The sequence below is a fragment of the Acinetobacter calcoaceticus genome, assembly GCF_016508255.1.
Classification (GTDB): Bacteria; Pseudomonadota; Gammaproteobacteria; order Pseudomonadales; family Moraxellaceae; genus Acinetobacter; species Acinetobacter calcoaceticus_E.
The window spans coordinates 114,534-139,566 of record NZ_JADVKT010000001.1 but is presented as its reverse complement, the minus strand read 5'-3'; the positions used below and the strand labels follow the sequence as shown (position 1 = coordinate 139,566).

At 39.8% G+C, this 25,033-nt stretch carries 16 protein-coding genes; 7 read left to right on the top strand and 9 right to left on the bottom strand.

Annotation, left to right across the window (positions count from 1 at the left end):
- Positions 1-241 precede the first annotated feature (241 nt).
- The 7 genes from I5515_RS00670 to sbnA all read right to left on the bottom strand — a co-directional run bounded on the left by I5515_RS00670 (position 242) and on the right by sbnA (position 11,882).
- Positions 242-2,479, bottom strand: a complete 2,238-nt coding sequence (locus I5515_RS00670) for a TonB-dependent receptor (protein WP_199964281.1) — start codon at positions 2,477-2,479, stop codon at positions 242-244.
- A 155-nt stretch (positions 2,480-2,634) separates the two neighbouring features.
- Entirely contained in the window at positions 2,635-3,405 is a 771-nt protein-coding gene (locus tag I5515_RS00665; protein ID WP_199964280.1) for an HpcH/HpaI aldolase family protein, read from the bottom strand.
- Entirely contained in the window at positions 3,398-6,925 is a 3,528-nt protein-coding gene (locus tag I5515_RS00660; protein ID WP_199964279.1) for an IucA/IucC family protein, read from the bottom strand. Before I5515_RS00660 ends, I5515_RS00665 begins: the two co-directional genes overlap by 8 nt.
- Positions 6,922-8,127, bottom strand: a complete 1,206-nt coding sequence (locus I5515_RS00655) for an MFS transporter (protein WP_199964278.1) — start codon at positions 8,125-8,127, stop codon at positions 6,922-6,924. The genes I5515_RS00660 and I5515_RS00655 overlap by 4 nt, the downstream gene beginning before the upstream one ends.
- Positions 8,128-8,130: 3 nt before the next feature.
- Positions 8,131-9,771, bottom strand: a complete 1,641-nt coding sequence (locus I5515_RS00650; RefSeq protein ID WP_199964847.1) for an IucA/IucC family protein — start codon at positions 9,769-9,771, stop codon at positions 8,131-8,133.
- Positions 9,772-9,842: 71 nt separating this feature from the next.
- Entirely contained in the window at positions 9,843-10,856 is a 1,014-nt protein-coding gene (gene sbnB, locus I5515_RS00645) for a 2,3-diaminopropionate biosynthesis protein SbnB (protein ID WP_003652251.1), read from the bottom strand.
- Positions 10,857-10,877: 21 nt separating this feature from the next.
- Positions 10,878-11,882 carry a 2,3-diaminopropionate biosynthesis protein SbnA gene (sbnA, locus tag I5515_RS00640; protein ID WP_199964277.1) on the bottom strand — a complete coding sequence of 335 codons (1,005 nt, stop codon included), beginning with the start codon at positions 11,880-11,882 and terminating at the stop codon, positions 10,878-10,880.
- A gap of 524 nt (positions 11,883-12,406) precedes the next feature.
- On the opposite strand from sbnA, the gene I5515_RS00635 reads away from it, so the two are divergent.
- A complete protein-coding gene (locus I5515_RS00635) occupies positions 12,407-12,511 on the top strand; it encodes a hypothetical protein (RefSeq protein ID WP_199964276.1) in 105 nt (34 codons plus the stop codon).
- A 13-nt stretch (positions 12,512-12,524) separates the two neighbouring features.
- On the opposite strand, the gene I5515_RS00630 is transcribed toward I5515_RS00635, so the two are convergent.
- Positions 12,525-13,547, bottom strand: coding sequence for an ABC transporter substrate-binding protein (locus I5515_RS00630; protein ID WP_199964275.1), 1,023 nt, complete (start codon positions 13,545-13,547; stop codon positions 12,525-12,527).
- Entirely contained in the window at positions 13,548-14,138 is a 591-nt protein-coding gene (locus tag I5515_RS00625; protein ID WP_092706999.1) for an ANTAR domain-containing response regulator, read from the bottom strand.
- Positions 14,139-14,524: 386 nt separating this feature from the next.
- On the opposite strand from I5515_RS00625, the gene I5515_RS00620 reads away from it, so the two are divergent.
- From I5515_RS00620 to I5515_RS00595, 6 genes are all read left to right on the top strand, one after another.
- Complete coding sequence (locus I5515_RS00620; protein WP_199964274.1) at positions 14,525-14,866, top strand: hypothetical protein; 342 nt, start codon at positions 14,525-14,527, stop codon at positions 14,864-14,866.
- A gap of 11 nt (positions 14,867-14,877) precedes the next feature.
- On the top strand, positions 14,878-17,424 hold the full coding sequence (gene nirB, locus I5515_RS00615) for a nitrite reductase large subunit NirB (RefSeq protein WP_199964273.1): 2,547 nt from the start codon (positions 14,878-14,880) through the stop codon (positions 17,422-17,424).
- Positions 17,425-17,435: 11 nt separating this feature from the next.
- Complete coding sequence (gene nirD, locus I5515_RS00610; RefSeq protein ID WP_199964272.1) at positions 17,436-19,058, top strand: nitrite reductase small subunit NirD; 1,623 nt, start codon at positions 17,436-17,438, stop codon at positions 19,056-19,058.
- Positions 19,059-19,075: 17 nt separating this feature from the next.
- Positions 19,076-21,856 carry a nitrate reductase gene (locus I5515_RS00605; RefSeq protein WP_199964271.1) on the top strand — a complete coding sequence of 927 codons (2,781 nt, stop codon included), beginning with the start codon at positions 19,076-19,078 and terminating at the stop codon, positions 21,854-21,856.
- Positions 21,853-22,482 carry a molybdenum cofactor guanylyltransferase gene (locus I5515_RS00600; protein ID WP_199964270.1) on the top strand — a complete coding sequence of 210 codons (630 nt, stop codon included), beginning with the start codon at positions 21,853-21,855 and terminating at the stop codon, positions 22,480-22,482. The genes I5515_RS00605 and I5515_RS00600 overlap by 4 nt, the downstream gene beginning before the upstream one ends.
- 150 nt (positions 22,483-22,632) lie before the next feature.
- Positions 22,633-24,906 carry a molybdopterin-dependent oxidoreductase gene (locus I5515_RS00595; protein ID WP_199964269.1) on the top strand — a complete coding sequence of 758 codons (2,274 nt, stop codon included), beginning with the start codon at positions 22,633-22,635 and terminating at the stop codon, positions 24,904-24,906.
- Positions 24,907-25,033 lie beyond the last annotated feature (127 nt).

The following is a 25,033-nucleotide window of genomic DNA, read 5'->3' as shown; positions in this document are numbered from 1 at the left end:
GTTGAAACTACATATTTGTATTGGTTTTCATAAACACAGTGATGTGAAGTGTTAGCTGAAAAAGTCGCATTTTGAATATGTAACAAAATCAAGTTAACAAAATTTCTGATGGAAAGCTAGGGGAGTTCCGATAGCCTGCCTTGAACCGACAAAGAAAAAAAGATAAAGCTTTAATACTTTTTAATAAAAAAGGAGATCTATACGATCTCCTTTTTTGTGACGCCCTCTATGTCATTCTTTATTACCATTTATGGCTATAAGAAACTTTAAGAGTCGCGCCATTTGCGACTAAGTGGCTGGTATTGTCACTTGTTCTTAATAATTGGCTATAAAGCGGGTAGTACTTACGGTTAAACATGTTCTCTAAACCAATCGTCACAGTGTCTTTTTTGTTAAGTGCAAAACTACTGATTAAATCTGCTGTGGTATAAGACTTTACATCGTATCGACCAAAACCATTTACACCATTTAGGCGGTAATCTTCTGAACCGAAGTAAGTTGCTTGTAAGCGGTTCGTCCAAGTTTCGGTTGGGCTATAAGAAATATAACCTGTTAGTTTTAATGGCGGAATGCGGAAGCCTGTCATATCCTGTTCAGCACTACTGTTTTGAGGTCTTTCACGACCTTTCATCCACGTAACGCTACCACCAGTTCCCCAAACATTTGCATCGTCAATATAATCAAGTGTTGCTTCTACGCCAGTTACTTTCTCTTTGGTTCTAGCCAGTACTAAACCATTGTTAAAAGATTGCACAGCACCAAGGTCAGACGTTGAACGGAATACAGCTAAGCTTGAAGAAAAGTTATTAAAGCTTCCTTTCCAGCCCAGTTCATAGTTATCAACTTTTACAGGTTCTAAGAATGATGATCCAAGATTGAACCCTTCGCCTGCATTACGAATAATCAAACCGACATCAGGTAACTGAAAACCTTGATTAAAAGATGCATAAATCGAGTGTTGGTCGTTTGGTGAGAAAGTCACATTGGCATTGTATAACCATGCGCTAGCTTTTACTTTTCCACCCGGAACTGTGTAAGGGTTGGTTTTGCCTAATTGTGATAAGGGAACGAAGCTATCAATTTGTGCATAGCTGTCTTCATAGCGTGTACCAGCTTCTGCTGACCATTGGTCATTAAAGCGGTGTTTTAACTGTACAAAGCCACCCACACTTTGCGTGGTGAGCTCAGGTAAATAAATGAGTTTGCCAGTTTTTACAAATTCTAGACCACCTGATTGGTCATAAATTTTTTGATCAAAAATATCTAAAGGCATTTCGCTTTTTTCTCGGCTAAAATCGCCACCCCAAACCAATGAGGTATCACCTAAAAACTCAAGGGGAGTGGTAACAGTTAAGCGACTACCGAGCACGTTATTTTCTTGATAAATCTGGTCGACTTGTCCGCCGCGTGTACTGACTTTACGGGCATCAAATGGTGAAAAACGGGTGAAGAAGTCACGGTAATAAACTTGAGCATCAACTTTATTGCCTAATAAGTCTTTATTGGTATAGGTCAAATTGTATATCTGGTTTTCGTTTTTATTTTGGTCTTTGAGTTTTAAGCCTTTAATGGCTTTAGCAGGAACTGTTCCAGCGGGATATTTTTTAACACTTGGATCAGATGCATAATCTGAGTCTTGCTCGGCATTATAGTAGTTTGCAGCAAATTGTAGATATTGATTGTCATCAATATGGTAACCCAGCTTACCGCCGATGCTATAACCATTTGAGTCGTAAAGGTCGCCTTGACTTGGTTCTGGTGCAACGCGGTCACCACTTGCATCGTATGGGCTACCAATACGCTGATAACCAAAGTCAAATGCATAGTCAAAGGCGTTAAAACTGCCCGTAAAATATTGGTGAATATCACCACCCAAAGCATCAGAACGAAAGTTTGTGAGTGGTGTTTGCAGTCCAATGACCGTTTTAGCTGTAGGTTCACCGCCAGCCGCTTTAGTGGTAATAGAAATAATACCACCCGCAGCACCGCCGCCATAAATTGCATTACTGCCGCGAATCACTTCAATGTTGGCAATACTTTCAGGGTCAATGGCCGAAAGTCCTCTGGCTGTATCACGTGTCAGGTTCATTGGAATGCCATCGACGAGGATTAGGGCATTACGACCACGTAAGGTTTGACCATAATCAGTAATGGTTCGGCTTGAGTCAGACAGGCCCGGTACAGCTTTGGCTAAAACAGTCGCAATGTTCCCAGACGATCCATTTTTTAAAAGCTCAATTTGTTTTTCATCGAGTTTGGTGACTTGCTTGGCAGAGGTTGAGAGTTCATCTGCACGTGTAGCGGCAATTGTAATAGTAGGGAGGGCTTCAGGCTTTTTTTCTGTTTCTATGGTGTCAGAAGTTGAAGCTGCAAATGCTGAGTTTGAAAGAAAAATAGCTCCACCAAGTGAAAGAAGTGGAATGATATTTTTAACTTCAGACTTCCTCGTAAAAAGTTTATTACTTTTCTTATTTCCCATTGTCTCGCCCTGAGAGTGATTTTAAATTGACCGAATTATAAATGAGAATCATTGTAATTAACAATATTATTAATTGCTTTACAATAATATATTTGAAATTTATTCAATGGATTAGGGGAATGGGCTTTTATTCCCCTAAAAGATTCGAACGGTTATCAAATGTCCTTAAAGGCATTTAGATGGTTTTGATGGGCACGGCGAATAATGCTGCGGTCATCACCGAGTACAAAAAGCTGAACAGATTGCTGTTTCCAAGCCGCAATATCCTCTGGCTTTCGCGGAATAGCACAGAAATGCTTTTGACTATTTCTAGTCTTTGTATACATCACTTGAACTTTCTCTTTGACCTTTGGATGGCTGGTTTGCCATGGCATTCCCATCGATTGAGAAAGGTCGGCAGCACCTTCAAGAATAATATCAATGCCTTCAACTTTTAAAATTTCATCTAGCTGCTCTAGTCCTTCTAAGCTTTCGATCATGGCAATGACAACAGTCTCGTTTACTGCTTGTTGAACAAAACTCGCTAAATCATCCATGCCGTATCGATTTAATCTGGTCGAATTAAGGCCTCTTTGCCCAAGCGGCATATAGTGGCAATAGTTTACAGCTTCTTGTGCCTGCTGGGCATTTTCAATACGCGGGAAAACAATGCCCGTTACCCCTGCATCGAGCAGAGGTAAAACTAGGTGGTTTGCGTTTAAAGGCACTCTTACAAACACATCGAGGCTCATGGCTCTAGTGGCTAAAATCATGGTCTCGACTTGAGACGTACTAAATAAAGTATGTTCCAAGTCGATAATAATAAAGTCATAGCCCGCGAGAGCCAGTTGCTCAACATTAATTGGAGAAGCTACGGAACAGAATATTCCGTAGAGTGTCTCGCCATGCGCTATTCGTTTCTTAAAAGAAATCGAATGCTTATTCATATTCGATTTCCTTAATAAGGCTGAGCGGGTTCGGTGTAGTTTGTACTCTTAAGCGAATTTCCGGAAGGAAGCGGCGGCTTGCGAGCTGTTCAATGTCGATGGTGTCATCTGTAAAGTTAAACAATTCATATCGCTCGGCAAACTCTGGGTGAGCTTCTTTATGTTGATTAATGATGGTTCTTAACATGGTCCAGAATTTGATTTCATCGAAGCCATAATGTTCGTTTAAGAAAATTGCTAACTCAGCCAAATTTACAAACCAAAGTGCATCTTGCGTAAAGTCTCTTAACTCATTTGGAGAGTGGGTTTCCAAGAATGAGTTCGGGTTAATTTTGGCATGTTCTTTTGGTGCATCTTGCAAGTTAGGTAAAAGATCTGGCTCGCGTAAAAGATGACGGCTAAAGCGAATACCATCATGAAAATCTTTTAACGCAGCTTTAACGGGTAAGCCATTTTTATGAATCAAAACCATGTTTTGTGCATGTGACTCTAAAGCGAGGCCATGGCACCATAAAATATGCATGATTGGTAAATAGGCATTGGTAAGTAACTTTTCTAACCAGAACTCGATACCGTAATCTTGAATCCACTCATCAATTAAAGGCTTTTGGTCAATATCGACCTGCATTAAACCAGTAACTGGCGTTGCCGATTCACCTTCGTTTAAGTAGCTATAAATACTTTCTCGCCAAATGCAGGCGAGTGCGCCGTATTGAACTGGTAGGGCAATCTGCTGATTAACTGAAAGACCGCCAATCTCTCTTAAAATAACTGGCTTACGCTGTTTTTCTAAAATATGATCTTGCTCAACAATGTTATAAAGCCAGTCACTCATTTTTGCAGCGTTTTGAACGGTATGTGGTGCCAATACGCGAGAAGTCGATGTGTTGACCAAGTTCATTGCCAATTTGAGAGAAAGCGCCGAGATATCACTAATATTCGATAAGGTCCGAATCGATTGCTGTGGTAAATAAGTTGGACCTTCAATATCTAGAGGAATAATGAGTTGGTTGCTAATTGCATCTTGATAATATAATTCAATAATTTTATCCCACTGCCACGGGTGAATTGGGGTAAGAATATAATCTTTAAAATCTACATTTTGCTTTTTTAATTGGTCGCTAATGGTTTGTAGATCTTTTTCTGAAAAATGCTGTTTATAAAGCTGCTCTAAATTAATCGTTTCACTTAAAACCAGTTTGCATAAACTGTTATGAGTCGCTGCCCATTTAACCGTAAATCCTTCAGAAAGCTCTGGTGCATATTTTTGGTTTTCTTTTAAATCGAAGCCAATACGCGACTTAAAACTTGGGTGATATAAATGTGCATTGGTAATTCGCGCTTCCTGTTCTAAGTAAGGCAAGGTTCTTAAAGGTTGAGCTGGTACTTGGCTCAAAGTCTGCGCATGTTTAACGTAAGTTAAATTCAACTCATCATTAAAGTTTTGCCATTTAACTGGGTCAGCTTCAATAATATTTTTTAAGTCGGCAAGTAGCGTTTTTAAGTTAGGGCGAGTTTCGGTGCCTAAAGTAATATCAGAACGGACTAAACTTGAAGGGTTCAATTTGATGCGTTTAAAGCTGAAGTGTCGTTTAGCTAAGCAGGTATAAAAAACAGTATCGGAAATATAGAACTTGATCTGACCGTTAGATAATTCGTATTTAAAGGTATTTTCAAAAATGAGTGCTTCTAGTAATTGGCCCATCACGCGATTTTCTGCAAGGGTTTTATAATTTGCTTGCTGTGTCGGTTGAAGAGGACAAAGGGATTCTGCGCCGCGATATTTATAAATAGGATTTTCAACTTCAATCCAGATTGGATTGCCACCACTGTGGTAGAGCGTATTTAACATATTTGCCTTAATTGGTAGTGTGAGTGAATTAATTAATAAATCACGGTACTGTTGGCCTTTGGCGCTAAAGTTTTCTTGTGTGAGCGTAAGGCGGGTGGTTTGCCAAAGTTCAGATTCTTCAATGGCCGTAACTCGTGCAATTGCACTGATGAGGTGAGAAATGTGATTGATCACCAGGTAATATTTTAAAAAGGTCCATGCATCTTTTTGAGAGAACCAAACAGTACTATCTTCAGAAATAGATGAGTCGTCCTCTATCATTTCTGGAACAATACTAATGCCTTCCATGTCTCGAAGAATAAGACGATGCGGATAGCCATTTTTAAATTCCATCAAACTGTTTTGCATGTGTGCTTCTACGCTAATGCCTTTATTTGCAAACAGCTCGATTAATGGAATAAGCGACACTTTAACGTACTGTTTCCACCAAAAAGTAATGAAGTCCTTTGCTTCACTGGCTTGCAAGTTTTGGTTGGGCGCGGCTTGTTGAATAAAGCTGAATAGAGGAATTTCATGACTTTCATTTTCTTCCACTAAACCACCGAGCATTCTTGTATTTTCTAATACATCAGGTGTGAGTCCTGCTCTATAAATAATGCCAAATGAACTTTCAAGCTCTGGAATTTTGACTGTTTTCGCCTCTAACTCTGGCAGAATAACAAGGTCTGGATATTGCTCATTAATCTTGTGATTGATAATAATTTTGCTCGCATCAATCGCTCTTTCCATTTCATCTATTGGGTTATTACGAATGAAACTGGTAATTCGCACATCAATTGAAAGCTTTAAGAATAAGTTCGATTGAGGTAACCACACTGTACGAACGGATGAGGTTGGCCATACGGTTTGACCTAAAGCTCCCAGATAGATCACGTCTTGGCTATCTAAATGTTTCTTTAAAGATGGATGTTGAAATAAGAAGTTGGCTTGCCACGGGTGGGTTGGCATGAGCTCATAGTTTGCTAAGTTCTCTTGTAAGTGCTCTTTTGCAGTTTTTAAAACTTCATTTTCAATATGATTAGATGGTTCGGTTTCGCTGACTAGCTTTTGAATTAAAGATGAATGAACCGCGAAGTAATGGAGTTGGAAACTTGCACCTAACTCAGGGCTATACTTTTTCATATCTTCTTTAGAAAAACCTAAGTTGGCTTTAGAAGTCACATGAAAAGGGTGCCCATATAACATGCCTTGTTCGGTTGCCTGAAAACCGCTTAATGCTTTAGTTGCTGATTGGGATGGTCTATTTTCTAAAAAGAATTTTGTATTTTCGATACTATTGGCAATATCGGAGTACAGATTCTTATTTTGATTTTTATCTTTAAATAAGCTATTTAGCTCATCTGTAATCAGCTTCACTAACTTTTTAGGGTCGGTGAGCGAGTCAAATGTATGGTCGCTTAAGTTTTGCAGTACAAAACCACGTTGATATCTATGGTAACCCGTAGTTGATAGGTGCTGAACTGCGCCATAAACAACTGTTTTAGATGCATTAAACGTATAAGTAAAATACAGCGTGTCTGGTTGCTCCGCATACAGGGTGAATAAAGGAGAATCTTGAGATGCAATAAGGTGCTCTTCAAGATTCACTTTAAGTTCTCGAAAGAAAGTGTTCAGGTACTGTTCGAAAAGTTTATAAGACCATGCATTTGTTGTAATAATTGAGTTCATTCTTGTGCCTCTTCTAAAATTGTATCCATTAAGAATCTGTTCAAAATCACCACTAATCCCGCACCGATAAAAAATAGTGAGGTGCAGATTAATGCGGCTGTAATATTGAAAAATGAGTAGGTAAGCGTGATGGTAATAGGGCCAAATAGTTGGCCTAAGACAAAGGCACTATTCGAAATGCCAATCACTTTTCCTTGGCTTTGAGCGCCAGCTTTTAGAGAAATTGTGTGTAAGATCGAAGGAATAAGGGCCGCGAAGCAAAAACCTTGTATGAGTCTTAATACAAGAATGAGCCAGAGATTCGAAACCCATATCAATGCGAAAATCGTGATGCCGCAAATTAAAGATGCATAAATGAAGTTATTAAAAGAATCTCCTTTATCGTCATTTCGCTTTCCCCAATAGGTTGCAGCAATAAAAGCAGCTCCCCATGAAAGTGCATGGATTGTGCCTGTTAAACTTGCAGCAGATAACGATGAATGTGCGCTTTGGCTTATTTCGCTAATGTATAAAACAAAACAAGAAACTAAACCAAAGCCACCGGCTTGAACCAGAATGCCGGCGCTTAACCAAGAAAAAATTGTTCTATCAAAAAAGTCTGGGAGTTTAGATTTTTCTTTGGTTTTTGTAGCCTCGGTTTTAACGGGATTGGTTAATACAAATGACGCAATCACAATGAGTGTCATCACCACAAATGCTGTCGCGTTGAGTAATATTTCAACCCGCCATTGACCCATAAATATTCCGCCGAGCACGGGACCACATAGGCAAGCGAGCGCAACACTACTTTGTAGTTGCCCAAAGGCGGCGCCTCGTTGTTGTTCATTAGAAAGGTGTGAAACATAGGCATTCAAAATCACGGAAAGACCACAAAAACCGAGTAAAATCCGCGCGAAAATAAATAGGTATAAATGCTGGGCGCTCGCCATGAGCAGTATTGAAATACAGAAACCAGCCAGTGAAAGTAACAGAGCTCTTTTGTGGCCAAAAGTGTCTGATAAATGACCAATAAGAGGGGCTGTAAATAAACTGCCAATGGCGGGAGCCGCGAGTGCCAAACCTGCCCAGATTGTAGGAGCACTCATATGCGCCGTCAGTTTTTCCATATAAAGCGGCATGATCGGAATGAGCACCATGAGCCCAAAAGTGGAAAAAAACTGACAGAGCAAAATAATGAAATGATCTAGGCGAGATGAGCGCATGATTTAGATATCCATGGTCTCATAGCTAGAAACAGATAAGCTGTGATAAGGGTTCGGGGTCGTTCCGATTTTGCTTGGCATGCCCGTCGAATCACTTTCTTGGGCTAACAGCGGCGTAAGTAGCTGTTTGAACGGCCAAGTCTTATTATCAAAAAGATAGGTTTGAATTTGCGATTTTGTTTGCTCTGAAAGTGGTTGGGTTTCTACAAAATCATGAATAATGTCTTGAATCATTTCCCAGAAATCGCTTTCTGAACGATCTGTATATTTCAAGGTAGCTAAAGCAATTGGGTAGAGGTTAATTTGAATCCCTAAGGTAATGAAGTAGTTAAATAAGTCTTCATTCTTACTAAAGATAAGATTGTTTGGCGTGCTCGTGTCGATGGTATAGATCGGAGGTGTGAAGCCACTTTCTTCAATTGCTGGTGTACATATTCTTAAGGTATCGTGGTCACGTAAAATAAAGCATTTGAACTTATTATTTTCATAACACACCATGGTGTTTTGCCCATGGCATTCAGGCATGATCCCTTTTGACCAAAGCGTTAAGAATGTTTGAATAAAATGAACACTTAGGTCTTTTAATAATGACCATTTATCACCTTCAACCCCTAACGTTTCCCATGGGTCGACATAGCTACAGCTCAAAGCCGACATGGTAATTGGGGTGACGTTTTTATCTTGGCAAAATTCGGGTAGGTGCCTTACTTGGCAACCGATTACACCTAAATTTTTTACAATGTGCTCTTGTTTACCCAATACCCACCAGTGAGTTTCATTACTCAGAAAGAGTCGGTTTTTTAATAAAGAAGTTTCATTAATAACTTTATTTAAAAAATCATATGCTCTATGCCCATTTATTAAATAACGTCCAGGCATAGAACGGATCGCACCTAATGTTTTGGCATTCGTTGATAGTTTTAAATGCAGATTAGGATTTGAGTTGTGAATAAGAGTTCTTAAAGATGAGGTCGGTAAACCAATTGTCGTGACATGGTTCAGGTCAATACCGTCATACTTATTTTCTTCAAATTTTAAATAGCGATGTTGAGTCTCTAACAAAGGAAGTGCTAAGTACTCATCTGAAAACTTAGCCATTTTCTCAGTAATATGATTGTCCTCAGCTTCTGATAACAGAAGCTCCTTATAAGGAATCGAATCCATATTGTTGATCACGTCATCTTTCTTAAAAGCCCACCAATACACCTCAATTTCTTTTTGAATCGTAAGTGGTGCAAGTTCACCTTTTGAGTGGGCGAACGGATGAAATGGACGGTCAGCAACAAGGGAAAGCAATTCACTTGTAATTAAAGGTGAGGAAAATGAAAGTGCTGACTGTAAAATCTGATGGATTTTTCCAGCCGTTACTAAGTTGTCGAGCCAATAGTCAATTGCCTTTTGATGATGCGGTGAAGGCCACCAAGAGGCTTTTGTTAAATAGGTAAAAACTTCAGAAATAGAAATTTTAGAAGTCGTATTACTCAAGACGTTATGAACTAAAACTTCGGGTTGAGTAACATAGAAAGGATTTACACCATCTACTTTTAAACAGCTGAAATAGAGTTCCAACTCATCATTGAGAGTGATTGCCAGATAAGGCTTTTTATAGGAAATATGATCTCTAAAATCTCCATAATTCTCCATGTAGAGGGCATCTATTGTTTTTTGTAGTTGTGCTGTGTAAATCCGATCTAGCATTTTAGTTATTCCTATTCTTATAAAAGTGGTAGAACCGTGCCAACGTTTTGTTCTTGTGCGGCATTGAAGAACCATTTAGCGCAGACAATATCGTCAATCGCCATGCCCATTGGGTTAAGCAAAATAATTTCATCTTCATGTTCGCGGCCGTTTTTATGACCAATAATGATGTCGCCAAGTTCAGCATGCAGTTTTTCACGACTGAATAAGCCATCTTCAACCAGCACATTGATGACTTTCTTTTCTCGATTTGATTGATCCCAGTCATCCACAATGACTTTGTCAACTTTTAAGAACACTTCAGGCTCAATATCCATAATTGAAATATTTGAAACAAAGCAGCCTTTTTTAAGCCATTCAAATGGGATGTAAGGCTTATCTGAAACTGTGCAGGTAATAAGCACATCTGCTTGCTGAATTGCAGATTTGGCACTGTCATGAATTTCAATTTCTAGATGTGGATATTCTGAAAGGAACAATGCTTTGAGTTTTTCCGCCGCTTCAGGGTTCACATCAAATAAATGTATTTTTTTCACTTGAGCGTATTGTTCAAGCACAGTCTTAATCTGCATTTGAGCAATTGGTCCGCAACCAATTACGGTAATATCTGAAAAGTCTTTTTTCGCTAGATATTTAATTGAAACACCAGTAATTGCAGCAGTTCGCATGGCACTAATTAAGCTGCCTTCCATCACTGCGACTGGGTAGTTTGTTTCTGAGTCATTCAGAACAATCAGTGCACTGGCACGTGGAATATTGAATTTTTTAGGGTTATGTTGTCTTGAACCAATCCATTTAATTCCGGCAATTGGGTCATTGCCGCCTAAATAACAAGGCATTGCAATAATACGATCGGCAATGTGGTCTGCACCTTGCCAGCGGAGGTAAGGTTTTAATGGCTGTACAAACTGCTTATTTGCATGCAGGGTTAAACCTTCAGTAATCGCTTCAATAAATGAATTACTATGATTTGCGCCCAGATTTAATAAATCTGATTGACTTAAGTAGCGAAGGGTAGCCAAATTGCTCATGAATATGTCCTAAGGAGAGGGTTAAACAACATTTTGTAAAGTAAGGTTTTCGTGACGTCGTAAATTTTGATTGAAGTGACGTTTCTTAATCATTTCAAACCATTCATCTGCATAAACGAGATCTAGATAACGATCACCTCGATCAGGCAGTAGCGTTAAGACGCATGAACCTTCGGGAATGGTTGGAATCAGTTTTTTTATGGCTGAAATTGATGAACCACTGGAACCACCAGCAAAGATTCCTTCATGTTCAAGGAGTTCTCTGCAACCGAGTGCCGATTCATAGTCATCTACATAAATAACGTCATCAATTTCATCGGGGGAGAGTAGAGGTGGAACAGTACTTGCTCCAATTCCGGGAATTTCACGTGGACCAGATGTACCACCAAACAAAACAGAGCCGACAATATCGACAGCGATGACTTTTAATTCTGGGAATTTTTCTTTAAGGCGACGAGACACGCCCATAATCGTTCCTGATGTACTCGCCCCAATCACGAGATAATCAATCTTTCGATCAATTTGATTTAGGATTTCTTCTGCTTCACCAAAATAGTGACTTTTCCAGTTATTTGGATTTGCATATTGATTAATCCAAACCGCATTTGGCAGTTGTTGGCAGAGTCGCTTTACGGTATCAATTCTGGTTTTTAAATAACCGCCGTTTTGATCTTTCTCAGAGACCATTTCGATGTTGGCTTTGTAGAGCTTCAGCATTTGTAGGTTTGCTGAGGCAATTTTCGGGTCAATAACAGCCGTAAATTTTAATCCATATATTTTGCATGCCATTGCAAGAGCGATGGCTAAGTTTCCTGAAGAACTTTCAACAATATGACTATCTTTATTAATTACTCCAGATTTCAGACCTTCCTGTAGCATGAATAATGCTGGACGGTCTTTAATGCTTCCTCCTGGATTTAACAATTCCATTTTCGCAATCACTGAGATCGATTGATGCGTGAATAGCCTTGATAATTGTAATAGTGGCGTTTTACCTATGCAGTCGAGAATATTTTCATGGATCATGGTAGATCTTCTCAGGTTTTTATGTGATGTGAATGATAATGATTATTAATTTAATTATTATTACCAATTGTGACATGATTGTTGCGGTTTGTAACGCAAAACAGGGGTGACTTATAGGAATTTTCACTAAATTTTTTTGTGTAATTATTTGAATGTTAATATTTATATTTTATAAAGTGACTAATTAATAAATGTTTTAAATATAACTAGATAGGCAATAAATTACTTTTCACCTATAAAAAATAATTTAATGAGCATAGGGTTTTGCAAATTAAAACTCGTGACTGAAATTGCTTTAAAATTAAATCGGAATATTTGTGCTGATTAACATATTTTATGCAGCCTACATTTTGTAGAGTTTATGACCATATTTAACGCCTACAAAAAGAGCAATATTCAAAGGCTTGCTTAAAATGTTAAGGATGATTGAGTGAAATTGATGATGTGTCAGTTATTGATATGAAAATGTCTGAAAATGATACGTTTAGATGGATATGATCATGTCCATAAGCGCTATATTTTAAATGGATCAATTGAGTCCAAAAAGTATAGTAATGCGTGTTTCGCATTTTGTCTTATGGGTCTTTCAAGCTGTCTTTTATATAAAAGACAGCTTTTTTTTTTGTTGATTGATAGGACGTGTTAGACGAAATTAAGCTGCTTAGCTTGTTCATAAGCCATAAGATTGATGCATTTATGACCCAGTGTATTGATTTGTGCTTGGTCTAGCTGAAGGTCATCCCACTTCTGCATTTGCTGAAAGAGCCAATAAAAGTCTTCTACTTTCGGAAGAGCGCTTTCTTTTACCAAATGACGGACAATATCCTGAATCATATAGTATTTGTCGACATGCACTTCTTCTGAGCAATGAAAACGAACAATTCCAAACTCGACCAATAATTTTAAAATTGGAGCAAAGTCTTCTAGTTCGCTAAGTTCTTGCTGAGCTTTCATAATTGCAGCGGTGAGTGCAACCAGCGTTTGTGGATGCTGTTCAGCCCATTCCTGAGTTACGGCTAAAACTTTGTCAGCTACAGGTGGAATAATGTTCTGACTTGAGCAAATCATTTTACTTAAACCGAGAAGCTCACCCTGAGTATTCCAAGGTTCTCCGACACAAAAACCATCAATCACATGTTTATCTAGTGCTTCGACCATATAAGGTGGTGGTAAGGTTTTGAGTTGAATCGATTGAGCGAGTTCTTGGTTTGCTAAAGCTAACCATTCTCTTAAACAATAATGATGAATGGAGTGCTTAAACACGTGGGCTAAAGAAAGGGAATGACCTTGTTCAATGTAATGCACCACTTTTTGCGCCGTTACTTGAGCTGTATCATTTTTCTGAATCTTAAGTTGATGGGTTAATTTTTGACTTAAGCTGATAAATGCACGATTTTCACTTAAAACTAGCGAAGTTTGCAGTGGCGTACCAATTTGATCTGATCCTACCGCAGCCGCAGGTAACATTGCAGATAAACAATGAGCGGCATCTAATAAACCAAAAGCAAGGCGATCACGAAGACTTGCCCATGAAGCTTCTTTAACTAAAGTAACGTCGAGCCCTACTTCGTCAAAGAAACCCCTTTGTTTCGCCCAAAGCAATGAAAGACAATCAAGCAAAGGAATATAGCCGAGTTGTAATTGAGTCTTTTCTAATGTGCTCATTTATTCATCCTTTAGTTGATTGCCAAGTAATTTTTGGGCGTCAAGTAAACGCCGAGCCATTTCCCCAATTGTAATACGGTGGCTCATGGCATTTTTTCTGAGCAACTGGAATGCTGTATCTTCAGGAAGGCCATGGAGTTGCATAAGTAAAACTTTGGCTTTTTCAACATCTTTACGATCAGCTAGTTTAGTTTGAGCATCTCTTAAATCTCCTTCGAGTTTTTTGTGTTTTTTATATTGCTCAATAGAGATTTCTAAAATGGTATGTAAGCGGGAAGGGTCAATACCATCAACAATATAAGCAGTCACCCCCGCATCTATGGCTTGTTTGATTGTATCTTTATCTGAATTTTTGGTGAATAGAACGGTAGGAAGGTCATAGCTACTGACACAGCTTTCAATAATGTCACGGTGAGGATGGTCCATATCAAGCAAGATCACATCAGCTTGTAAATGTTCGAGGCGAAAGATATTCAAGTGGTCCAAAGTAAGGCAAGCGACCACTTCAAAATCATTTTCAAGCAGACTTTTTCTTATGTAGTCGGCTCGCGCATGATCATCATCAATAAGGGCTATTTTGAGTTTTGGCATAAGTTCAGAAAATCAGGCTAAGAAAATGCGCCAATTCGACGCGTTTTTTGTTATCAGTTTTTTAAGCAAGATTAGTGCCATCGAAAACTAAAGAAAAAATCGAGCTTTAATGGCACTTTAGCATGCCAAAGTATGGGTCTGATCAATCTTGGTGCAAAAATGCGATTCATTTTGTAGCAAGGCGTATTTTTATTTAAACCATATAAGTGTGCAGTGATAGAGCACGCAAAATAAGACTTCATTCTTTATGCACACATTGAAAATTTCTATCTGTATGAAATTAAATATAAAAAATATTATCTACTTAAGGTTTTAAAATATTGGCATGCAAAGTGCTTACTTAATTACAGGTCGAAGACGACCATGAGTTTTAAAGACGGCCAACGATGTCCGTTCTGATCGAGTTTGTGAGTGCAACCGTACACACAAAGAAGTTACGTTCAGTCGGAGTGAAGGTCATGTCTTTATTTTTATTGCATAAAAAAGTTACATCTGAATTATCTGAGTTTTCAGTTCCAGCGATGCGAGCCTTCTCTATGAGGGGGCTCGCTTTTTTTATTTCTTTTTATGACTTTGCTGTGCATTGGGTGTCGTCAACGAGTGCAAAAAATTGGCTGCAAGCAGCTACATGCTTCGTGATGTTGATTCGCTTCTCGGTAGAGCACAAGGCAAAAGAACAACGTCTATTTGAGAACGCAATAACGCAGCTTAAAAGCAACGTGATTTGAGGAGAAACACTATGAAATTGGTAATGATTGGTCATGGTATGGTGGGCCACAAATTCATCGAAGCCATTTTAGAAAAAGCAGATGATGAACTGGAAATCACGATTCTCGCGGAAGAACCTCGTATCGCGTATGACCGCGTACATTTGACTGAATATTTTTCGGGGAAATCGGCAAAAGATTTATCTTTAGCTCGTTTTGACTTTGCAGATGCACATGGCATAGACCTGCGTTTAAACACCAAAGCAACTGCAATTGATACTGCTGCACAAACAGTAACAACCAATCATGGCGATGTGATTAGCTATGACAAATTGGTGTTGGCAACAGGTTCGTATGCATTCGTTCCACCAATTTCGGGTAATGACCGTGAAAACTGCTTTGTTTACCGTACCATTGAAGACTTAGATGCCATCCGTGCAGCGAGCCTGAATGCTAAAACAGGTGTGGTGATTGGTGGTGGATTGCTTGGTCTTGAAGCAGCGAAAGCATTACGTGACCTAGAATTAGAAACACATGTTGTTGAGTTTGCACCACGTTTAATGGCCGTTCAAATTGATGACTTAGGTGGTAAAGTTTTACGTCGTAAAATTGAAGACCTTGGTGTAAAAGTTCATACACAAAAAGCGACTCAATCTATTGAATCGGGCAACAGCACTACGCATGTAATGAAGTTTGCTGATGGTAGTGAACTTGAAGCAGATATCATTTTATTCTCGGCAGGCATTCGCCCACGTGATGAGTTAGCACGTAACAGTGGTCTGGCGATTGGTGAACGTGGCGGTATTGTAATTAATGATTACTGCCAAACCTCAGATAGCAACATTTACGCAATTGGTGAATGTGCGCTTTGGCAAAACAAAATCTACGGTTTGGTTGCACCGGGCTATGACATGGCACGTATTGCAGCGAAACATGTGCTAGCTGAAGAATGTCACTCTTTCGCTGGTGCGGACATGAGCACCAAGTTGAAATTGATGGGTGTTGATGTTGCATCTGTAGGTGATGCGCATGCAATGACTCCGGGTGCATTAAGCTACTTCTATACAGATGAGCATGCACTAGTTTATAAAAAGATTGTTGTAAATGCAGATAAAACTAAATTGCTTGGCGCAGTTTTGGTGGGCGATGCGAAAGAGTACAACGACCTTTTACAAATGATGTTAAACGATCTGGCTTTGCCTGAAGTGCCTGAAAGTTTGATTATGCCGGGCTTCGAACAGTCAGCAGCAAAGCCTGGAGGTAGTGGTGTAGATTTACTTCCAGACAGTGCGACCATCTGTTCGTGTAACAACGTATCAAAAGTAGACATTTGCCAAGCGATTAGCGATGGTTCGACCTCTTTAGGTGCATTAAAGAAATGCACTAAAGCAGCAACAGCGTGTGGTGGTTGTGCACCATTAGTGACTCAAGTATTGAAGTCCGAATTACAACGTCAAGGTGTGACTGTAAATAACCACATTTGCGAACACTTCCCATACTCTCGTCAAGAGTTGTATCACTTGGTTCGCGTGAATGAAATCAAAACCTTTGATGACTTGATTCATCAACATGGTCATGGCTTAGGGTGTGATATCTGTAAACCTGCTGCGGCGAACATTTTGGCATCTTGCTGGAATGATTTTGTACTTGAACCAACGCATGCAGGTCTTCAAGACAGTAATGACTACTACTTGGGTAACATCCAAAAAGATGGCTCTTACTCGATTGTACCGCGTATGGCTGGTGGTGAAGTCACCCCAGATGGTTTGATTGCAATTGGTCAAATTGCCAAGAAATATAATCTCTACACCAAAATCACTGGTGGTCAACGTGTAGACATGTTTGGTGCTCAAGTTCACGAGCTTCCATTTATTTGGGAAGAGTTAAATGCTGCTGGTTTTGAGTCTGGTCATGCCTACGGTAAATCATTACGTACCGTGAAATCTTGTGTAGGTAGCACATGGTGCCGTTACGGGGTAGACGACTCAGTTGGTTTGGCGATTGAACTTGAAAACCGCTACAAAGGTTTGCGTTCACCACATAAATTAAAAATGGCTGTGTCTGGCTGTACACGTGAGTGTGCGGAAGCACAAGGGAAAGACGTCGGTATTATCGCGACCGAAAAAGGCTGGAACCTTTATGTGTGCGGCAATGGTGGGATGAAACCACGTCATGCAGAGTTACTTGCATCTGACCTTGATAAAGCAACACTCGTTCGTTATATCGACCGTTTCTATATGTTCTACATCCAAACCGCAGATCGTTTACAACGTACCAGCGTATGGCGCGACAACTTGGAAGGTGGTCTAGATTATCTTAAATCTGTGGTGGTTGATGATTCTCTTGGTTTAGCTGCTGAGCTTGAGCGCCGTATGGAACATGTGATTAGTACTTATCAAGACGAATGGCGTACTGCGGTGGAAAATCCTGAAGTGCGTAAACGCTTTCAAACTTATATCAACGCAAGTGCGAATGAGCAGACCGATCCACACATTCAGTTTACGACTGAACGTGGTCAAATCCGTCCATTAACTAAGGCTGAACGTTCAGAAGACCGCATTCCAATGGTTGAAGCATAAAGGAGAATTCTATGAATATTGTACAAGACAAAAATATGCTTCCTGATGATCAATGGATTGATGTGTGCGCACTTGATGATTTAACTCCCAACACGGGGGCTGGCGCACTAGTGGGTGGGCAAGCAGTAGCAATCTTTCGTGTAGGACATGAAAAACGTGTTTATGTATTAAGTAATAAAGATCCGTTTAGCCAAGCAAATGTCATGAGCCGTGGGATTATCGGTGACTTGCAAGGCGAGCGTGTCATTGCATCACCAATCTATAAACAACATTTTAGTTTGGCAACGGGCCGTTGTTTAGAAGATAAAGACCAAAAACTTTCTGTTTACCCGAGCAAAATTGTTGATGGTCGTGTTTGGATTAATTCTGTACCGCAAAAAACTTATATTACGAATACGGGCGTGTCTCAAGACAAACTCAAACTGGTACTGATTGGTAATGGCCTTGCGGGTATGCGTTGCTTAGAAGATTTACTTGATATGGCACCAGATCGTTATGAAGTTACGGTCATTGGCGAAGAGCCTTGGGGTAACTATAACCGTATTATGCTATCTCCGGTTTTATCGGGTGAAAAAACCATTGAAGACATCATGCTCCATCCACCCAAGTGGTATAGCGATAAAGGTATTCAATTTATTGCGGGTGATAAAGCGGTAAAAATTGATCGCCCACGTAAAGTGGTTTACACCGAAAAAGGTCAGACGGTTGATTATGACCGTTTGATCTTGGCAACAGGTTCGGCTCCGTTTATTCCGCCAGTACAAGGTATTGACTTAAAAGGCGTGTTAACTTTCCGTGATATTTATGACGTTAACACCATGATTGAGTACTGCGGTTCAAAAACTAATGCAGTGGTGATTGGTGGGGGGTTACTCGGTTTAGAAGCGGCATACGGTTTAAAACAACGTGGTATGAATGTGACTGTGCTGCATTTAATGGACCGTATTATGGAACGTCAACTTGACAGCCGTGCGAGTCAGTTACTGCGTCATAGCATTGATCAAAAAGGTATTAACATTATTACCGAAGCGAATACAGAAGCGTTAATTGGTGATGAAAACGGTTATGTGAAGCAAATACGTTTGAAAGATGGCACAGTTTTAGAAGCCGATCTTGTGGTGTTTGCAGTGGGTATTCGACCAAATATTAGCTTGGCGCAAAGTGCTGGTTTACGTTGTAACCGTGGTGTGTTGGTCAATGACACTATGCAAACTTTTGACCCAAGTATTTACGCGGTAGGTGAGTGTATTGAGCACCGCGGACAGACCTTTGGTTTGGTTGAACCACTTTGGGGGCAAGCTTTTATTTGTGCGACTCATTTAGCAGAGCACGGCAGCTTAACCTTTAAAGCACCCATTGTACCGACTCAGTTAAAAGTCAGTGGTGTCGATGTATTCTCTGCGGGTAATTTTGAGCCGAAAGATGACTACGAAGATATTATTTTGAATGATGAAAAACGCCAGATTTATAAACGCATTATTATTCAAAGCGATCGGGTAATCGGTGCAGTACTGTTCGGTGATACTGAAGATGGCATGTGGTATGCAGAGTTAATTGCAGATCAAACACCTGTTTCTTTATTCAGAAACAAGCTGCTATTTGGTCGAGACTTTGCATTAAAAAATGCAGGCTAATAGGGAAAGGAGCAGTTATGAATAGTATTCGAAGCGATGAAATCAATAGCTCCGACCATGTTGCAAAAATCACCAAAACAACATGTCCATATTGTGGGGTGGGTTGTGGGGTCAGCGTAAACGTCCAACAAAAACCGCAAGGACCTCTGGTACAAGTTGAGGGGGATGCTGAGCATCCTTCCAATTTTGGACGCTTATGTATTAAAGGTAGTCGCTTGGCGGATACTTTGGGCTTAGAAACACGTGTTTTACAACCGATGATGGGACGAAAAGCTGATCGGGTAGTAACGACATGGGATGCGGCAATCAATAAGATTGCTGATAAATTCCAATCTTGTATCGATCAATATGGTCGTGACAGCATTGCATTTTATGTTTCAGGTCAGCTTTTAACTGAAGATTATTATGTAGTAAACAAGTTTGTAAAAGGCTATTTAGGTACTGCAAATATCGACACCAACTCGCGCCTTTGTATGTCATCTGCTGTCGCAGGGCATAAACGCAGCTTTGGCGAAGATATTGTCCCTGCAAGCTATGAGGATTTTGAACATGCCGACATGGTGGTCTTAGTCGGTTCTAATACCGCATGGTGCCATCCTGTGCTATATCAGCGGATTATGCAGGCTAAAAGCCAAAATCTCGATATGTTTGTGGTGGTGATTGACCCACGTTTTACCAGTACTTGCGAGCAGGCTGATTTACATTTACCAATTTTACCGGGTCAAGATGTCACTTTATTTAATGGCTTATTTCAATATTTATATCGAAATGATCATGCCGATCAGGCTTTTGTAGATGCTTATACCGAAGGTCTGGAAGAGGTTCTGGCAAGCAGTCAGCAAGAAACTGATATTGAATATGTGGCAAAACGTACAGGAATTGCACTTGATAAGTTGCAATTGTTCTTTGAAAAATTCGCTCAAACTGAAAAAGTGATAACCCTGTTTTCAATGGGCGTGAATCAATCAAGTCAGGGCGTGAATAAAGCCAACAGTATTATTAATTGCCATTTATTGACTGGAAAAATTGGTAAGCTTGGTGCTGCTCCATTTTCAATGACAGGTCAGCCCAATGCAATGGGCGGCCGTGAAGTGGGCGGTCTAGCTAATATGCTGGCTGCACATATGGATTTAGATAATCCACTACATCAAAAAGTAGTGCAAACTTTCTGGAACAGCCCATTTATTGCGACTCAAGCGGGCTTAAAAGCAGTTGATTTATTCCGTGCCGTTGAAGCTGGAAAAATTAAAGCCATCTGGATTATGGCAACCAATCCAGTCGTGAGTCTGCCGAACGCCGATCAAGTTAAACGTGCCTTAGAAAAATGCGAATTGGTCGTGGTGTCAGATATCTGTGCTGATACCGATACGATTGCTTACGCTGATGTGTTACTTCCTGCTTTAGGCTGGGGCGAAAAGGATGGAACGGTTACTAACTCTGAGCGCCGTATTTCACGTCAGCGTGCATTTTTGCCTGCGCCGGGGGAAACAAAAGCAGATTGGTGGTCAGTGAGCCAAGTCGCGAGAAAATTAGGTTTTAATGGTTTTGACTTTGCGGGTGCAGGTGACATCTTTAATGAGCATGCGGCGTTATCTGCACAAGACAATGTAGACATGGATGCACGTGAAGAAAGCAGTAATTTTCGCTATTTCAACCTGAAAGGTTTGATGAATTTGAGTAGTGCTGAGTACGATGCTCTACAACCCATTCAATGGCCAGTTTGGACTAAAAACCAAGATACGAAAACCGTTCAACAACTGTTTGGCAAGGGCCAGTTTAGCCATAAAAATGCTAAGGCAAAACTTATTCCAACTGTTGCAATTGATCCAGTTCATGCGGTTTCAGAAGACTATCCACTCATTTTGAATACGGGCCGTATTCGAGACCAATGGCACACCATGACGCGTACGGGTTTATCTGCAAACTTGACTAGTCACCGTGCCGAACCCTTCTGCGAGATTCATCCAAGTGATGCACTAAAATTTGGTGTGCGTGATCAAGGTTTGGTCGAAGTCCGTTCGAAATGGGGCAGTTGTGTACTACGTGTGACATTTTCGTCGGGTGTACGTCGTGGTCAAATTTTTGCACCGATTCACTGGACTGAACAAGTTGCTTCCGATGCTCGTATTGGGAAAGTCGTTAACCCAGAGGTCGATGCAATTTCAGGTGAGCCTGAGTTCAAACATACCCCTGTAACCATTCAACCTTTCTATACCACTTGGCAAGGTGTGCTCTATATACGTGAAGGATATGATGCCCATATCCAAGAATCGTTACATCACTGTGCATGGTGGACTAAGGTCAAAATGGTGAAAACCAACCGTTACGAACTTGCAGACCGTCAAACTTTTCATGATACTCAAAAGAACCTAAAAAGCTTTTTGCCATTTGCAGATGAAATTTTTGAATGGTTGAGTATTGAAGATATTTCCTCACAACTGAGCCATAGCGTTATTTTGAAAGATGGCGTGGTAATTGCAGGTCTATATATTGCACCGCCAGATTTGTTGCCAGATCGTGAGTGGGTAGCGAGTCTTTTTAAACGTGAACGTTTAAGTGCCTTGCATCGAAAGGCGTTACTAGCGGGCATGCCAATGACTGCTACAAATAATGACGGACCTTTAGTATGTAGCTGTTTTAAAGTAGGTAAGAACAAAATTATAGATGCAATCAAAACTCAAAATATTACACATGAAAAACAAGTGACGGCTTGTTTAAAAGCAGGTGGTAATTGCGGTTCATGTTTACCTGAAATCCGTGGCTTGATTAAAGCTTGCCAACAAGAGGTGGAAGTGTGAATAAGGGATATCCCATAACTGATTTAGTCATTCTGGCCGGTGGACAAGCCCGCCGTATGAACGGTTTAAATAAGTTGTTACAGCAATTTGATGGTGAAACTCAACTGATTAAGATTCATCAGAAATTAAGATCATCAGTATCTGAAATTTGGGTCAATAGTCACCGTGATTATTCTATTTATCAAAGTATTGTGCCTGATATTCGATGTTATCAAGATGATGCATCTGGCTTTTTTGGCCCACTCATGGGCATGAAAAGTGCATGGTCAAATGTAAATGCAGACTATGTTTTGTTTATTCCTTGTGATGTGACTTATGTGCCAACGCAAGTCGTTGTGAAATTACATTATGCAATCCGAAAAAATAAGCATGCTCAAGCGGCTTATGTTTCAATTAATGGAGATGCTTTGTATCCATTTTGCTTATTAAAACGTGAAAGCCTTAGCACGATAACAGAGCAAATTGAAAAGCAACGATTAAGTTTAAAAGAGTGTTTTAAACTTTTGCATGCTCAAGTCGCTATATTTCAAAAACAAAACCTGTTTTTTCATAGCATCAATTCATTGGATGAACTCCAGCAATACAAACAAATCAAAGCATTTAAAGAAATTTTTACAGCAAATTAGCTTCGTATATTAGAGCTTTAAAACTTACATTGGTCGGATGAAACACGCTTTTAAATTTTGAGCTGTTGACTATTTATTGTTTAAGTTCTATTTTGGAACTTGTTATTTTCATTCCTGTGAAATGTATAAAAATAAAGGGAGTCAATGGACATGGTAGAAGCGCAACAGCAAAATAAAACAGATGTGACCGCATGTATTTTGTGTTCTAGAAACTGTGGTCTAAGTGTTGAAATTAAAGATAATCAGTTTGCCAAAATAAAAGGCAATCCTGACCATCCATTTTCTCAAGGTTATATTTGTCAAAAAGCTGCCAGATTACAACATTATCAGCAACATGCAGACCGATTGACCACACCTTTAAAGCGCCAGCCAGATGGTTCATTTCAAGAAATTAGTTGGGATGTTGCCATACAAGAAATTGCCGATCGATTAGTTCATATTCGCGATAATTTTGGTGGGACTGCTTTTGCTTCTGTGGGAGGGGGCGGCCAAGGTAACCATCTGGGTGCAGCGTATGGTCGACAACTCTTAATGGCCATGAAAAGTTACTATGCTTATAACTCTCTTGCTCAAGAAAAAACGGGTGATTTCTGGCTCAATGGGCGTTTATTCGGTAGTCAGGCTTGCCATACCACAGAAGATGTTGAATATGCCGATTACGTTCTTTTTATTGGGACAAATCCTTTTCAGGCACATGGTATTCCCAATGCGCGAGACACACTAAAACACATTAAAAAAGACCCGAACCGCACCATGGTGGTGTTTGATCCACGTGTTACCGAAACAGCCAAACAAGCAGATCTTCATGTGCAATTAAAGCCCGGGACAGATGCTTTTTTAATGTCGGCCATGATTGCGATTATCATCAAAGAACAACTCTATGATCTACCATTTATTGAGCAACATACTTTAGGCTTCCAAGAGGTGAAAGCCGCCTTTAGCAGTGTCCCGATTGAGGAATATATTGCTAAGGCTGATGTGCCAGTCGATTTGATTTATCAAGTTGTTCGAGATTTTGCAAAGGCAAAAAGAGGTTGTGTTCGCATTGATTTAGGTATTCAACATACTTTAAATACGACATTAAATGGCTATTTAGAAAAACTACTGTGCTTATTAACTGGAAACTTTGGAAAGCAAGGCACCAATAATTTACATACCATGTTTATTCCAATTTTAAGCGATACGGATGAACGAAAGCCTAAGTATCACCGTAGTGTTTACCATGAAATGTTTCCAATTTCTGGTTTTTTCCCACCCAATATTTTACCCGATGAAATATTAAAAGCAGGGGAAAAACGAATTCGTGCAGTTTTTGTAGATAGTTGCAATCCGCTATTAACTTATCCCGACACGCCAGCCTATGAAAAGGCATTTAAGGCGCTAGATTTGTTGGTTGTGGTCGATGTTGCTATGACAGAAACAGCGAGACTTGCGGACTACATTTTGCCAGCACACACTCAGTTTGAGAAATGGGAATTTACTGGTTTTAACTTGGAATTTCCTAAAAATGGTTTTCACCTTAGACATCCCGTATTTTCCGCTCAAACTAATACATTACCCGAAGCAGAAATTTATACACGGTTACTTGAAACAATGAATGCCATTCCTAAAAGTTTTCCATTGTTAGAAAAAATCGCTTCAGTCGACTCTAAGAAAACAGCATATTTACCTTATCTATCGGCTTTAGGTTTAACTTTTGCCCGACATAAAAAATACATTCCTTTTGCCGCTTCAATTCTCTATCGAACTTTAGGTAAACGTTTAGAAAACTCAGCTGCTTCAGCCGCATTTTTATTACCATTGTCGATTCAATATGCTGTTTTACACACTAAAGCTGTCCGCCGCGCAGGTTATAAAGGTAATCCGTTAACTTTGGGTGTTCGATTATTCGACCAAATTTTAAAGCAGCGTTCAGGTGTGGTGTTATCACAACATGAATATGACGAAGTTTGGAAACTTATTGCCTATAAAGACAAAAAAGTACGCCTCGCTATTCCTGAAATGTTAAGTGAGCTGGCGAGTTTAAAAAATCATCAAGTGAATGTTGAGGAGTTTCCTTTCATACTTTTATCTGGTGAGCGTCGTAGTTATAACGCCAATCAGATTTATCGTGATCCTGCTTGGCGAAAAGTAGATGCAGAAGGGGCTTTAAGGATTCACCCTGAAGATGCAACACATTTAAATGTAGAAGCTGGAGATCAACTGAAATGTATTTCACAGCACGGAGAAATTCAGGTCACTGTAGATTTTGATGAAGGAATGCGAAAAGGTGTGGTGTCACTTCCACATGGTTACGGTATGCGCTTTCAAGGGGGAGAGCCAATTGGTCCGCAATTAAATCTCCTGATTTCAGCTGAACATTGCGATCCTCTATCTAAAACTCCGTACCATAAATATGTACCCATCCGTTTAGAAAAGTGCTAGAAATAATGTAGGGCATATCATAGATTGGCGCCGCACTAAATTTGTACAGTTTTTAAAACTCAAATAAAAATAGTACGGTGATTAATCTATCAAAAAGACCAAAAAAGTTATGGATGATAAATAGAAT